Here is a 14,357-nt window from a genome sequence, read left to right as displayed (position 1 = left end):
CGTGTTATAAAAGGACGATGGAGAAGCAACGGCTGGAAGAAGAAAAGCTGCGAGTTGCGCAGAGCAATATTGAACATTGGGCTAAAGCCCAAGAAGGTGATGTTTCTTACCCCGGCCCTAAAGGGCCGGGCAATTCGAATGCGGCACGTTTACTTCGGAGGGCCAAAGGCCCTGGAATAGAGCTGCGAGGCTACAAGCCTCGCAGAGCTACGCTTCGCAGAGCGTTGTATTCGCCCTGTGCCGCTCCTATTGTAAAGATGTACCTTGATAAATCATTTCCTACTCTTCGCCGCGGCCGCGCCAGCCCCATTTCAGGAATACGGGCAGGGCCTTGGCCCAAGTGGGAACATCGTGCTTGCCTTTGGGCAATTGGAGGTAGTACATATCTTTTCCGTCCTTGTACCCCTTTTGCAACAGCTCGCGCATAAGGTCGATGGTATCGTCGATGGAGTCGATGACGCCATTCTTGTTGCGGTCTTCTGTTTCATCGAGCATACCGCACTGGAAAAAGAACTTTTGTCCGGGGTGATGGCTTCCTTCGCGCACCTGGCGGTGCATCATACGGTGTTTGTCGCCGTTGTAGTCTTTAGCGTCCTTGTCTTTGGAACGCCACCACAACGAGCCTGAGAAGATGCCTACTTTGGAGAACACGCCGGGATGATTCCATACTGCATCGATGGCACTCAACCCGCCGAGTGAAAAGCCGGCAAAAGCAGTTTCCTTAAAGGAAGAAACTTTATAGTGGCTATAAATAAATGGCAGTAATTCTTCGAGAATGAATCGCTGATAAGCGGGGCCTTTGGTGCCACGACCCTTGAAGTCGGGGCCTATCAGCATACCATATTCATTAAGACGGTCTTCACCGCAATGAATACCTGCTATTAAAAGCGGGGTTACCTGGTTAGTTTCCGACAGGTAGCTGATCATTTTATCAAATCCCATCGCTTCAAGATCCTGCCCATCGTTTACCAGCAACAGACTAATCTCTTCTGGTCGGGCGGTTGGGGTCGGCAGATAAAAATTTACAGTTACGGTTCGGTCCAGGAATTCAGATGGCAATGCTACGGTCTCTACCATGGTGCCGGTACTAATCTCAATGTGCATATTCCGGCAAAAGTAGGGAAAATCGGGAATTTGGTATTTCCCTTTCATTCAGATATATTTGGTTACCACTCTCCAGTCTACATTTATCATAAAACTATTATACAGATGAAAAAGATAGGTATTCTCTTCGGGAAGGAAAGATCGTTCCCGATGGCCTTTGTGGAAAGGATCAACAGTAAGGGGGTGAATGGTGTGGTAGCCGAGCCGGTGCGGATCGACAAAGTGGTGCAAGGTGCTGCAGATGAATACGCTGTCATCGTGGACCGTATCTCCCAGGACGTGCCTTTTTACCGAGCTTACCTGAAGGATGCAGCCATCAGTGGAACGGCTGTGATCAATAATCCGTTCTGGTGGAGCGCCGATGAAAAGTTCTTTAATAACTGTCTGGCTGTGAAGATAGGTGTGCCCGTTCCCAAAACGGTAATTCTGCCTTCTTACGAATTGCCCACTGATACTACCGATCAATCGTTCAGCAACCTCGCCTACCCGCTCGACTGGGAAGGCATTTTCAACTATGTAGGTTTCCCTGCTTATATGAAACCTTTTGCCGGTGGCGGCTGGAAGAACGTTTACAAGCTGCATGACCTGGATGACTTCTTCAGCAAACACAAGGAAACGGAGCAACTGGTGATGTTGCTGCAGGAAGAGATCATTTTCGAAGAATATTATCGCTGTTATTGTATTGGTGGCAAGCATGTTCGCATCATGCCGTATGAGCCGCGCAATCCACATCATCTGCGCTATACCAGTGATTTCCGTCCTTCGCCTGAGAGGCTGCAACAGATGGAAGAGATCGTGTTGCGCATCAACCAGTATCTTGGCTATGATTTCAATACTGTAGAGCTGGCCATACGTGATGGTATTCCTTATGCCATCGACTTCTGCAACCCGGCGCCTGATGCCGACCTGCAAAGTGTGGGTGAAGACAATTTCAACTGGGTGATTGAAACGGCTGCCAACTATGCCATCGAGCGTGCACTGGCGCAGGAACCCAACCGCGACAACCTTACATGGGGTGAATATGTTAGACATAGCATTGATCGCCGTCCACTGGTGGAAGCAGTAGTGGAAGCGAGGTTTTAGAGCCGGCAATCGGCAGTCGACAATCGGCAATAATGCGTCGGGCGTTTAGCGTCATGAGTTTTTTTGTACACCATATCCATTTAAAAATTTCAAATTTTCTATCGATTGATGTCAAATACGAATTACAAGCAATTTACACTGGGTATTGAAGAGGAGTACATGGTACTGGACCCTAATTCCCGCGAGTTGAAGAGTCACGAGCAACGCATTGTTACGGAAGGGCAAAAAGTGATCAAAGACAAGGTAAAGGCCGAGATGCATCAGGCTGTAGTGGAAGTGGGCACGGATATATGCCAGAATGTAGATGAAGCTTTTAACGATGTAGCCACTTTACGTAAAACCATTTCCAGCATTGCTCAAAGCCTGGGTTATGCCATGGGGGCTGCAGGTACGCATCCTTTCAGCCATTGGGAAAGTCAGCTCATTACTGATCACGTTCGTTATAATGAGATCGTGAATGAGTTGCAGGAAGCGGCGCGCAGCAACCTCATCTTTGGTTTGCACGTGCATGTTGGCATGGAGAGTCGTGAAATGGCTAATCATATTGCCAATAGCACGCGCTACTTTTTGCCGCACATTTATGCGCTCAGCACCAATTCTCCTTTCTGGGAGGGTCGTCAAACGGGTTACAAATCATTCCGCACTAAAGTTTTCGATAAATTCCCACGTACCGGCATTCCCGAAACCTTCGATTCTATCGAGGCGTATGACAATTATATCAAGCTGCTGGTAAAAACGAATTGTATCGATAATGCTAAAAAAATATGGTGGGACCTGCGGGTGCATCCTTTCTTCAATACGGTAGAGTTCCGTATCTGCGATGTGCCTATGACCGTGCCGGAAACCATTGCTATTGCTGCGCTCTTTCAGGGGGTATGTGCCAAGATATATAAGCTGCGCAACCAGAATCTTAACTTCATTCAGTATTCACGTGCGCTGATCAATGAAAATAAGTGGCGCGCCAGCCGTTATGGTATCGATGGCCGTCTTATCGATTTTGGTAAAGAGGAAGAAGTAAATGCGCGGGTGCTCATTTATGAGTTGCTTGACTTCATCGATGATGTGGTTGATCCGTTGGGCAGCCGTCATGCAGTGAATTATGTGGCCCGCATGATGGAAGAGGGTACCGGCGCCGACAGGCAATTAAAGGTTTACGAGCAAACGCAAAGTCTCAGCAACGTGGTTGATTATATTCAAAGTCAGTTTCTTCACGGCGTATAATACTTAATCGGGGTGCCACCTTCTTTTGCTTCGATAGCGAAAAGATGTCACCCCGATTCATATTCGGTTGCCAGTAATTATTTTTTTCCGTCTACTTCTTTAATAAACTTAATTACTCCTTCCATAAACACTTTTTGATCGTCCCACATGGAGAGGTGGCTTCCATTGGGACAATAGAGGTATGCCCCTTTTTGCACTTGTGTGCTCATCCACTTCATGTGTTCGGGGTCCATCGTATCGTGTTTTGCTCCTACTGTAAGCGTGGGTACTTTAATGGAGGGCAGGTCTGCTTTTCGGTCCCAGTTGGCAAGACGGCCACCAATACCAAATTCAGATGGCCCCTGCATCAGTGTATAGATGGTTCCGTTGGCATGTTTGAAGCTGCGGTTCACCGGCTCCGGCCATTCGGGCAGACGGCAGATATGCTGGCTATAGAAATGCTTCATGAGCAACTCCATGTATTTGGGGTCCTGGAATGCCTGGCGGGCTTCCAATTGCCGGATGGTGTCCAGCACTTTGGGGTCCATCGTTTTAGCCAATACATCTGCGGCATATTTTCCGTAGTCCGGACAACTGGCCATCATGTTGCAAATGATGAGGCCTTTCAGGTTGTCCTGGTATTTTAATGCATACTCCATGGCCAGGATGCCTCCCCAGGAATTGCCCAGCAGGAAGAAATTATTTTTATCTAACCCCAGGGCTTTGCGTACCTGTTCTACTTCTTCTACAAAACGAGCGGTGGTCCACAGGCTGCTGTCGGTGGGTTGATCGGAATAATATGACCCCAATTGGTCGTATTCATAGAACTCTATGCCTGCTTCGGGGAAGAAGCTTTCAAAGCTCTCCATGTACTCATGCGTCATGGCCGGGCCGCCATGTAGCAGCAACACCTTGATTGATGGATTGTTACCAAATCGCTTGGTCCACACTTTAAAGGTGCCAATGGGTGTATTGACAGGTATCATTTTAATACCGGCTACACGCACACCGGTGTCACTTACATAGAGGTAATCATTTACGGGTGACTGGGTAGATTGGTGGCCTGAGCAGGCACCAACGATCATAACCCATACCAATATCCCGTACAGATAGCAGTTACGCATGTTGAAAGCATTTAATTGATTATACGATTGTGCTAAAGTACAGACTGGAGCAGGATTTTAGCTATTAAAAAAATGATCGCTGCTATAACTGTGTTAAAAAAATAGTAAATTGAGTGTAGTAACACATGAGAGTCTTCTATTACTGAACCAAAACTTTATGCCTTGAGAAATTCTACTCTAAGTGCTGTGTTAGCAGCCTTATGCCTATGCATGACCCTGGTGGCTACCGCCCAAAAGCAACACCGCCCGCCTGCTCCCGAGCAAATTCACCGATGCGGCACCATGGAAATGCTCAACAAGATCGTCCGTGAAGACCCTTCTATTGTAGAGCGGTGGCGGGAAGAGGGTCAAAAGCAATACCAGGCTTATCTCCAACGCAAGGAAGAACAGAGCGGCTTACGCATACTGCCCGGCGACATTGTAATTCCTGTTGTATTTCACCTTGTGGGTGCTGCCAGCGCAGTGAATGTGATTCCCGACCGGGATATGTATGAGCACCTGGAAATATTGAACCGTGACTTTGCTGGTGAAAAAGCGGAATTTTATAAGGCTCATGGTGTATTTGCTCCTGAGTTTATATCAGCCATCGCCAATATACCTGTTCGTTTTGTGCTTGCACGTCGCACGCCCACCGGGACTGCTACAAATGGCATCGAGCGCCGCATCACCACCAAGACGTTCACGCAAAACAATATCAATGAATTAAAGAGTACTTCACTTGGGGGCCTCGACCCGTGGGACGTGACCAAGTACCTGAATATCTGGTGTGCCACTTTCACCGATAACCTGCTGGGTATCGCTACTTTTCCTTTTACCAATTCAGCTGCCATCGGCCCACAAGGAGTAGCTATCCACTTGATAACACTCGGCGCTAATCCCTGCCGCAACTTTTCGCCGCTGTACAATGAAGGTGCTACGCTGTCGCATGAGGTGGGGCATTATTTTTACCTGTGGCATACGTTTGGCGATAATGCTGCCTGCAACAACCTCGATTTCAGGATACAAAGTGGCTGGCCATTGACGGACGCCGCCTCCAATGATGATACGCCTCCTGAGAAAGCGATTGAAGAGACTATGTTTGGGAACGTGAGTGGCCTGTATTCCGATGGCTGTGCTCCTTCGCCACCGGGCATGATGTACATGAACTTCATGAATTATTTCGATGACCGCTCCATGTTTTTCTTTACCAAGGGACAAAAGGAACGGGTGACCGCAACTATCGATATGTACCGGGCAAGCTTAAAAACGTCTGATGCCTTTACGCCGCCTGCTCCTGTTACAGATGCCTTCCTTGTGAGCATGACGCCGATGGGCAAGTGCGATACCAGAAGCCCTATAGTGGATAATACGCCCATCAAGGTAACAGTACGCAACTATGGTTCTACTGTCCTTACTTCCGTTGCCGTGTCTGTACAGATTGACATAGGCGCTCCTGTAACTACAACTTTCCCTATCAGCCTTGATCCGCTGCGCGATACCACGCTCAGCGTGGGTTCCATTACAGGGGCAAGGGGTAGCCATACCGTGACAGTGTATACTTCAGCGCCTAATGCGGCTACTGATAATTACCTGCATAATGATACCATCATCTCGCGTGTGAGTATTCGCACCAATGTGCTGACTGCTCCTTTCGCTGAGAACTTCGATGGCCCGTTCTTTCCACCACGTTTAACAGCTGCCAGTGACCTGTGGTATGTAAATAACCCTACCGGCACCAATACCTGGACGCTCAGTGACCTAAACTTTTTCACCACTGGCGCCGTAGCTGCTGCCAACTATTCGTATAATGAACCCGGGCAACTCGACGAACTTATTACTCCTCCTATCGACTTCGGCACTTCTGATAGTTCCATACTTAGTTTCCGTGTGGCGCATGCACGTTATGATGATGCCGCTTATACCTGGGATGGCCTGGAGGTTCATGCTTCGAATGATGGTGGTCAAAACTGGTTCATCATCTATAAGAAAACGGGTAAAAATCTGCAAACGCAAACTGATACAGAGACCGGCGACTTCGACCCTGAGGATATTGAAGACCTGTGGCGTACGGAAAAAGTCAACCTCACTCCTCTTATCGTGGCCGGGCAAAAGATGATCTTTAAATTCAGGAATGTGAATGCTTATGGCAACAACATCTTCATCGATGATATTGGTGTTACAGCTGCAGCGTTGTCGGCAAGGGATGCAACTTTGATCGCGATCAAAGGGGTGCCACCGTTCCAGTGTAATGACTTCAGCATCAGACCTACCATTACGCTTGGCAATAAAGCCAAAGCCAATCTGACTACAGTGAAGGTTAACTACCGCATCGACAATGGCCCGGTAACTACGCTTACCTGGACAGGCTCTCTTCCCAAAGGAGCTGTCACTGATTATGCATTGGGCACTATATCGAATATAACCGCAGGCGCCCATATTCTTACTGTGTATACTTCCGATCCTAATAATGGCGCAGATGAGGATGTATCGAATGATACGCTCCGTTTAAGGTTCACCATCTTTACGCCTACCGATGCGCCTATTACGCAGGGCTTTGAAACCGGCACCTTCCCTCCTGCCGGCTGGGGCCTCGTTACATCGGGCACGAATAATACATGGGAAAGAAACACGCTTAGTTCTACTGAGCTTAGTGCTTCGGCGTGGATACGCAATTACCAAAGTGGTGGCGGACAAACAGACCAACTCTTCTCTCCAGTGATCAGGATACAAACGGCCGACTCTGTGTATGCCCGTTTCGACGTAGCGCATGCTACCAAGGTATTCCCAGGCAGCACCGGTCTTCCAATGGATACGCTCGAAGTATTGGTCACTTCCGATTGCGGCCTCACCTTCACTTCTGTGTACAAGAAATGGGGTGCTGAATTGCAAACGCTTGGCGATCCCAACACGGCACCGGTATATGATCATACTACCGATCCGATCGGCTTTGTGCCCAACAATCATTTCTGGAGAAAGGAACATATCGACATTTCCAGGGCTGTTGCCGGTAAGAGCAGCTTCCAGGTAGTGTTCAAGAATACCAGCAATGGTGGCAACAATACTTTCCTGGATAATATCAACATATTCACGGTAACGCTGCCAGCGAAGCTGAAGTCAGAAGGATATATTATTTATCCTAATCCTTTCAGCGATGCCTTTGAAGTACGGCACCTGATACCGCCCGCCAATCTGAAAGGTATGGTCGTGATCAGCTCATCGGGCCAGGTGGTGTATCAGCGTTCTTACAACGGTAATGCAGGCACCAATATCAAGGTTGATCTCAGCCGTTTCAGCAATGGTGTGTATACGCTCCGGATGTTCTACGACGACAAGGTGGTTACGCAACGTATTATTAAAAGACCTCACTAAATCAGGCATATACTGAAAAGGGTGGGTTGTCCTTCGGGATAGCTCACCCTTTGTATTAACAGGAATTAACGCATTTGGAGCCAGCAACCCAAAACTTGAAATTATCCAATATCTTTAGGGATTAGCATCTCCTTCACCAAAAAACGCAGCTGCATCATGAAGTATCTTGCTTTGGCTCTTTTGCTTTTTTCTTTTCATTTCTTATATGCTCAACAGAAACCAGATACTGCCGCGATCTCACAGGCGGCCAGGCTGATTGACCTGTCGCTGACAGCAGCAGAAAAGGATTCTATGGTGGATGGGCTGAACGAGAACTTGCAGCATTACCGCAAGATGCACCAGGTTCCTATTGCCAATGACCTGCCCTATCCCTTTGCTTTTGATCCTGCTCCGCATGGTATGGTAGTGCCGGTGAAGCAAACAGCCATCAACTGGAATATTCCTGCCAATATATCGCTACCGGCCAATAGGAATGAACTCGCGTTCTATTCCGTTATGCAGCTGGCTTCGCTGATAAAGAACAAAAAAATCACCTCAGTGGAGTTGACGACTTTCTTTTTAGACCGTCTTAAGAAATGGGGAGACACGTTGCAATGTGTGATCACGCTTACGCCCGAACTCGCCATGGAGCAAGCCAGGGAAGCGGATGCCGCCTTGAAGAAAGGTATTTATAAGGGGCCGTTGCATGGCATTCCGTATGGTCTTAAAGACCTCTTTGCTGTAAAGGGTTATAAGACTACGTGGGGATCGGTCCCCTACAAAGATCAGGTGATCGATGAGGATGCTTTTGTATATACTCAATTGAAAAAAGCCGGAGCTGTATTGTGTGCCAAGCTCACCCTGGGTGAGCTGGCTTATGCCGACCTGTGGTTTGGCGGCCGCACGCGCAATCCCTGGAACCTGCAGTTGGGCTCCAGTGGTTCTTCTGCCGGTTCAGCTTCTGCTACCGTGGCCGGGCTGCTGCCTTTTGCTATCGGTACTGAAACCTGGGGTTCCATTGTTTCTCCTTCCCACACCTGTGGCGCTACCGGACTGCGGCCCACGTTTGGATCGGTAAGCCGCAGTGGCGCGATGGTATTGTGCTGGAGCCTTGACAAGGCTGGTCCTATCTGCCGCAGCGCAGAGGATGCAGCTGTTGTGTTTTATTATTTAAAAGGAACGGATGGTAAAGATGCCAGTGCTATTGCACGGGCATTCAATTATACCGGCAAAGCCGATCTTCCCAAATTGCGCATTGCCTACGCAGGGAACTATTTTAAGAACCTGCCGGCCAACGCGCCTCAATGGGCCGTATTGGAAACGTTGCGCAAAGCAGGAGCCAATATCAAAGAGGTCAACTTTCCTGATTCGGCTATTTATCCATTCAACATCATGGACGTGGTGATCAGCTCAGAATCGGCTGCGGCTTTTGATGAGCTTACGCGCACCTCACAGGATGATCTCATCCGCCGTCAGGATAAAGGCTTTTGGCCTAATGGTTTCCGCGTGTCGCGCCTGATACCTGCTGTTGAATACATCAATGCCAACCGTCACCGGTACAATCTCATCGAAAAGCTGAATGCTTTTACCAAACAGTATGATGTGATCATAGTGCCTACTTTCAGTGGTAGTCAGCTGGCGATGACGAATCTCACCGGTCACCCTGTAGTGGTGTTTCCCGTGGGCTTCAATCAGAATGGCATGCCCAATAGTATTACTTTGGTTGGCAACTTGTATGATGAGGCTACTATCCTTGCTGTGGCGAAGGCTTACCAGGACGCAACAGATTTTCATACTAAACATCCTGAAAGGTTTAAAAATTAATCTATGCGCCACCTGGTATCGCTGACCTGTATCACCAGCTTATTGACACTATTGTTGGGTTCATGCGCGCATCATGAACCTGTTAAAGACACGGGCCTGAATTCTTTCGACAGTGTGATCAACCGGTATGTGGAAAGGATAGATACCGTTCGTACGCCACCGGATGAATTGAATTATCTCATCTTTAAGAAATTCCTGCAAAGGGACACGGCCTGGTTCATCAACCTTAATAAGGAACTTAGCAGACGTAATAGTATTTATGCATTATATAACAATGACATAGATTGTTCTAAAGAACCTCTTTTAACAAAGCTTGATGCGGAGGAATCCTACCGTTTTTCTTTTAATGTAGCGCTCGATTTTTATAAATACATTATAACTATTTACAAAACCGGCAAAGTAATCCGGCTCAGGTTTGTGCAATATGGCAACTTCATTGTGGATCCTGTAAAACGGATTGTAAACCGGATTGATACCTGTAAGGTGTGGCAATCTTTCGAAAAGGAGATTACTCAGCATCAATGGGATTCTCTTACCACCAAGATCGAATATGCTGATTACTGGGGCCTGAAACAGTTTAAGGATGGTCCTAAGATCACTGATGGTTCACATTGGCGTATAGAAAGCATCACTAAAAAGTGGGGGCAAACAATACAGCACGACGTATACAGGCACGAGCCACCCAACACGGCTTTTAAAGCCATCGGGATATACATGGCGCACCTGTCAGGGCAAAAAATATCAACTGAATATTAATATCAACAACATGAGGCATTTCTACTGGATATTCTTAATCGTACTCATCTCCTGTAAAAGCAAACAACCCGCTGACCTGATCGTATTCAATGCTACTGTGTATACGGTGGATTCAGCATTCAGCACCGCAGAAGCAATAGCAGTAAAAGACGGGAAGATACTTGCCGTTGGTAAAACAGCCGACCTACTGGCGGAATATGATGCCAAAGAGAAGAGGGATGCACAGGGTAAGTTCATTTATCCCGGACTCATAGATGCACATGCGCACTTTTTTCGCTATGGTATGGGGCTCAGGACTGCCAACCTTGTAGGTACTGCCAGCTGGGATGATATTCTCAAAAAGCTACAGGCTTATGCTGCCGACAATCCCGAAGGATGGATCATTGGGCGTGGCTGGGACCAGAATGACTGGCCTGTAAAGGAGTTTCCTACGAATGATCAACTTAATACACTATTCCCCGACAGGCCCGTGCTGCTTGGCCGTATAGATGGTCATGCTGCTATTGCCAACCAGAAAGCACTCGAGCTCGCCGGCCTTCGTCCGGGCGTGACCCTTACCGGTGGCACCGTGGAAGTGAAGCAAGGCAAGCTCACCGGTATACTGATCGATAACGCCATCGATCTTGTTCGTGAGAAAGTGCCTGCGCCTACTCCTGAACAAATTGCCAAGGGTGTGTTGCAGGGTCAACAGTATTGCTTTGAAGTAGGGTTGACTACTGTTGATGATTGTGGTCTGGATCATGAGGAGGTTACTTTCATCGACAGTCTGCAGCGTGCCGGCAGCCTGAAGATGCGTGTGTATGCCATGCTCAGTGATGCTAAAAAGAATTATGATTTCATCTTTGCTAAAGGCAAGATAAAGACTGACCGCCTGAACGTGCGTTCTTTTAAAGTGTATGCCGATGGTGCGCTGGGTTCACGCGGCGCCTGTCTGCTTGCCCCTTATAATGACCGGCCGGATTGGAAAGGTTTCTTACTCAGCAATCCTGCACATTTTGATTCGGTAGCCAACCTGCTTTTCCAGAAAGAGTACCAGATGTGTACACACGCTATTGGCGATTCCGGCAACCGTACCATCCTGAATATTTATGGCAAGTATCTCACCGGCAAGAATGATCTTCGCTGGCGCATCGAGCATGCCCAGGTAATCAATAAAAACGATTTCAACCTCTTTGGCCAGTACAGCATCATTCCTTCCGTGCAACCTACACATGCCACCAGTGATATGTACTGGGCTGGAGACCGGTTGGGAGCTGAGCGGGTGAAAGGCGCTTATGCTTTCAATGATCTGCTGAAACAAAATGGCTGGATACCATTGGGCACTGACTTCCCGGTGGAAGATATTTCTCCTTTCAAAACTTTTTATGCGGCTGTAGTGCGTAAAGATGCCAAAGGTTGGCCTGAGAATGGTTATCAAATGGAGAATGCGCTCACGCGTGAGAACACTTTACGCGGCATGACCATCTGGGCCGCGAAATCCAACTTCGAAGAAAAAGAAAAGGGCAGCCTGGAACCCGGCAAGCTGGCTGACTTCATCATCATCGATAAGGACCTGCTGAAAGCACCTGAAGCTGATCTGTTGCATATACAGGTACTTTCTACTTTTATACAAGGGGAAAAAGTGTTTGAGAAGTAGATGAAACATCTCACGACTTTAGACGCTTACTGCCGTAATATCAACATTCCGCCGCCGCGGTATGCTTTCTTTGACATTCGCGACTTTAGTGAGAATATGAAGACGGTCAAGAAAAAGGTGGGGCCTTTTCGTCATGAGTTCTATGCTATTGCTCTGCGTATGGAAGGTGAAGGTGTCACTCAAACCGGCCGCTTCACCAAGCATCACGGACAGGAGTGTACCATCTTTTTCAACTCTCCTTATCAGGCCATCTCCTGGGATATTGAACTGAACTGGCAGGGTTACTATATCATGTTCACGGAAGACTTCATCCGCAAGAATCCGCTGGGCATCAACCTGCTGGCCGACTTTCCTTTCCTGCGCCTCGACCATTCCATCCCTTTTCCTGTAGAAGCAGAAGAGCAGGTGCTGCTGGACATGGTGTTTAAAAAGATCTACAAGGAATATCATTCTGATAATGAAGATAAGTTTCAATTCATTCATGCTTATACTTATATGCTGCTGCTGTACGTAAAGCGCAGCTTCGACCGGCATACGCCGGGCATGAGTGAACAGGCACAGGAGAACCGAACGGCAGATATCAGGTTGCTGTCGCGCTTTCAAACGTTGATCGAAACCTCTTTTTATGAAAGCAGTGAGGAGTTTGCACCGCATGAAGTGGCTTCTTATGCGCGTCAACTGACCGTGCATCCCAACTACCTCAATACTGTGGTGAAGCGCATTACCAGTAAAACAGCCAAGCAACTGATCCATGAATACATGCTCAACATGGCTTTGTCATTGTTGAGCACTACCGATCTCTCTATTAAAGAAATTGCTTATCGGCTCTTTTTTGATGAGCCTACTCATTTTACTGCTTTCTTCAAAAAGCAACGGCAGCAAACGCCGAATGAATACCGGAAGGGGTTGAATAGATAGGCTATTTGCGTTTATCCGAAAACTATAGTATTTTGGCAACGAACCATCATGCTTAACCCCTGGCTAATGACACGCCGTAACAAACGCTTTATCATATTAGGCATTTTAGTCCTGATCACCATTCTTCGTGAGACAGGCTACCTTGAACTCAATTGGCACAAGAACTCAATAACCAGCAGTTCAACCAGTAATTTCATGAACACAAGTACTTCTCTTAATTCTTCTCTGGAAGTCAGCATTGCCTGGACTAAAACAATGAATGACTCCTGTAATTTTGAAGGCCAGGTCAGGAACATACCAATCAAGGTTTTGCTGGACAATGAAGCGGTTATAGGCAGCGATATAGCGTGTAATTCTTTTGAAGTTACAATAGACTCGTTTTATCCGGGTGCTATCTGGACCCCGTTGATCAAATCAGGTAATTTCAAGATAGCTGCAACTTGTTCAGGCCTGTTTGCTCTCTCTCGAGAGAAAAATGGAAAAGTGGTTCAAACTCAATATAACATTACGGGCGATATTCATATTTCAGGCAAAATACAGGTGTATGGCATTTGTTCCTATCGCTCTGCCAGAAAAATGGTGGAAGACCATGTGGTAAAAGAGGTTTACCAGCAGGCTAAAGCCCGCATACAAAACCTGTAAATCAAACTGCAACGCGTTCTGTGCAGCTTGCTGCGTTCAAAAATCAGTCTGGCCGCTTTGAGCGGCCTGACTATACCTCGTCAACTTATCATTTGATTTTCGTCATTGGTAATGTGAAATGCGTTATCCGGCTGTTGATAGTGCGAATACTTTTGTTGTACCAAACAGCATCGTATGCGCTATCTGTTTCTCATCATGATAATCATTACCGGTATGGTGGCTTGTAAGCAGCAACCTGCTGGTGAATCAACTACACCATCAACAGCCATGACAAAAGAGCAAACCCGTGAACGGAACATTGGGGCCGTTAAACAATTCCTTTCTCTATTGGAGCAGGAGAATATCCCTGCTTATCTCGACATGTATGACCCGGAAGGCATACAGGTAAATCCTTATGCTTCCGGTCTTTTCCCAGACACCGTGAAAGGTCGTGCAGCGCTTGAAGCTTTCTGGACGCCTGTGCCTGACAGGTTTGAACGTATGCAATTCCCCATCGATGAAATCTTTCCGATGGAAGACCCGGCGCTTATATTAGTGAAGTTTAAGGGCATCATACAATTGAAAGGCAATGCAGGGTTTTATAATAATGATTACCTCTGCCTATTCAAGTTCAATGCTGCCGGTAAAATACTTGAATACCATGAATATTTCAATCCCGTTACCGTCATCCGTGCCTTTGGGTTGAAGGATAAAATATGATCTGAAGTTAAAACTCTTCTTTAGTCCAGGGTGAGCCGCCCTTT

General features: G+C 47.3%; 11 protein-coding genes. 9 read left to right on the top strand and 2 right to left on the bottom strand.

From position 1 onward, the window contains the following. Nucleotides 1–279: 279 nt before the first annotated feature. Nucleotides 280–1,104: an alpha/beta hydrolase gene (locus tag AC5JBY_RS13205; protein WP_495905067.1), complete on the bottom strand. Its 825-nt coding sequence runs from the start codon at nt 1,102–1,104 to the stop codon at nt 280–282. Nucleotides 1,105–1,209: 105 nt separating this feature from the next. Between AC5JBY_RS13205 and AC5JBY_RS13200 the strand changes: the two genes are divergently transcribed. Further along, complete coding sequence (locus AC5JBY_RS13200) at nt 1,210–2,187, top strand: ATP-grasp domain-containing protein (protein ID WP_495905066.1); 978 nt, start codon at nt 1,210–1,212, stop codon at nt 2,185–2,187. A gap of 108 nt (nt 2,188–2,295) precedes the next feature. Then, nucleotides 2,296–3,408, top strand: coding sequence for a carboxylate-amine ligase (locus AC5JBY_RS13195; protein ID WP_495905065.1), 1,113 nt, complete (start codon nt 2,296–2,298; stop codon nt 3,406–3,408). 77 nt (nt 3,409–3,485) lie between these two features. On the opposite strand, the gene AC5JBY_RS13190 is transcribed toward AC5JBY_RS13195, so the two are convergent. Next, on the bottom strand, nt 3,486–4,511 hold the full coding sequence (locus tag AC5JBY_RS13190; RefSeq protein ID WP_495905064.1) for a proline iminopeptidase-family hydrolase: 1,026 nt from the start codon (nt 4,509–4,511) through the stop codon (nt 3,486–3,488). Nucleotides 4,512–4,673: 162 nt separating this feature from the next. Between AC5JBY_RS13190 and AC5JBY_RS13185 the strand changes: the two genes are divergently transcribed. From AC5JBY_RS13185 to AC5JBY_RS13155, 7 genes are all read left to right on the top strand, one after another. Then, entirely contained in the window at nt 4,674–7,859 is a 3,186-nt protein-coding gene (locus tag AC5JBY_RS13185; protein WP_495905063.1) for a choice-of-anchor J domain-containing protein, read from the top strand. A gap of 156 nt (nt 7,860–8,015) precedes the next feature. Continuing rightward, on the top strand, nt 8,016–9,662 hold the full coding sequence (locus tag AC5JBY_RS13180) for an amidase (RefSeq protein ID WP_495905062.1): 1,647 nt from the start codon (nt 8,016–8,018) through the stop codon (nt 9,660–9,662). A gap of 3 nt (nt 9,663–9,665) precedes the next feature. Further along, nucleotides 9,666–10,418 carry a hypothetical protein gene (locus AC5JBY_RS13175; protein WP_495905061.1) on the top strand — a complete coding sequence of 251 codons (753 nt, stop codon included), beginning with the start codon at nt 9,666–9,668 and terminating at the stop codon, nt 10,416–10,418. Between the two features lie 10 nt (nt 10,419–10,428). Next, complete coding sequence (locus tag AC5JBY_RS13170; RefSeq protein WP_495905060.1) at nt 10,429–12,054, top strand: amidohydrolase; 1,626 nt, start codon at nt 10,429–10,431, stop codon at nt 12,052–12,054. Next, nucleotides 12,055–12,972, top strand: coding sequence for a helix-turn-helix transcriptional regulator (locus tag AC5JBY_RS13165; RefSeq protein ID WP_495905059.1), 918 nt, complete (start codon nt 12,055–12,057; stop codon nt 12,970–12,972). A 66-nt stretch (nt 12,973–13,038) separates the two neighbouring features. Then, nucleotides 13,039–13,614: a hypothetical protein gene (locus tag AC5JBY_RS13160; RefSeq protein ID WP_495905058.1), complete on the top strand. Its 576-nt coding sequence runs from the start codon at nt 13,039–13,041 to the stop codon at nt 13,612–13,614. Nucleotides 13,615–13,788: 174 nt separating this feature from the next. Further along, nucleotides 13,789–14,313: a nuclear transport factor 2 family protein gene (locus tag AC5JBY_RS13155; RefSeq protein ID WP_495905057.1), complete on the top strand. Its 525-nt coding sequence runs from the start codon at nt 13,789–13,791 to the stop codon at nt 14,311–14,313. Nucleotides 14,314–14,357: the final 44 nt, after the last annotated feature.

The organism is Paraflavitalea sp. (assembly GCF_059502485.1).
This window is presented reverse-complemented; position numbering and strand designations above follow the sequence as displayed.

Excerpts from the sequence above, each read along its gene's own strand:
- AC5JBY_RS13205 (WP_495905067.1), bottom strand. The coding sequence starts at position 1,104 with ATGCACATTGAGATTAGTACCGGCACCATGGTAGAGACCGTAGCATTG.
- AC5JBY_RS13200 (WP_495905066.1), top strand. The coding sequence starts at position 1,210 with ATGAAAAAGATAGGTATTCTCTTCGGGAAGGAAAGATCGTTCCCGATG.
- AC5JBY_RS13195 (WP_495905065.1), top strand. The coding sequence starts at position 2,296 with ATGTCAAATACGAATTACAAGCAATTTACACTGGGTATTGAAGAGGAG.
- AC5JBY_RS13190 (WP_495905064.1), bottom strand. The coding sequence starts at position 4,511 with ATGCGTAACTGCTATCTGTACGGGATATTGGTATGGGTTATGATCGTT.
- AC5JBY_RS13180 (WP_495905062.1), top strand. The coding sequence starts at position 8,016 with ATGAAGTATCTTGCTTTGGCTCTTTTGCTTTTTTCTTTTCATTTCTTA.
- AC5JBY_RS13175 (WP_495905061.1), top strand. The coding sequence starts at position 9,666 with ATGCGCCACCTGGTATCGCTGACCTGTATCACCAGCTTATTGACACTA.
- AC5JBY_RS13170 (WP_495905060.1), top strand. The coding sequence starts at position 10,429 with ATGAGGCATTTCTACTGGATATTCTTAATCGTACTCATCTCCTGTAAA.
- AC5JBY_RS13165 (WP_495905059.1), top strand. The coding sequence starts at position 12,055 with ATGAAACATCTCACGACTTTAGACGCTTACTGCCGTAATATCAACATT.
- AC5JBY_RS13160 (WP_495905058.1), top strand. The coding sequence starts at position 13,039 with ATGACACGCCGTAACAAACGCTTTATCATATTAGGCATTTTAGTCCTG.
- AC5JBY_RS13155 (WP_495905057.1), top strand. The coding sequence starts at position 13,789 with ATGCGCTATCTGTTTCTCATCATGATAATCATTACCGGTATGGTGGCT.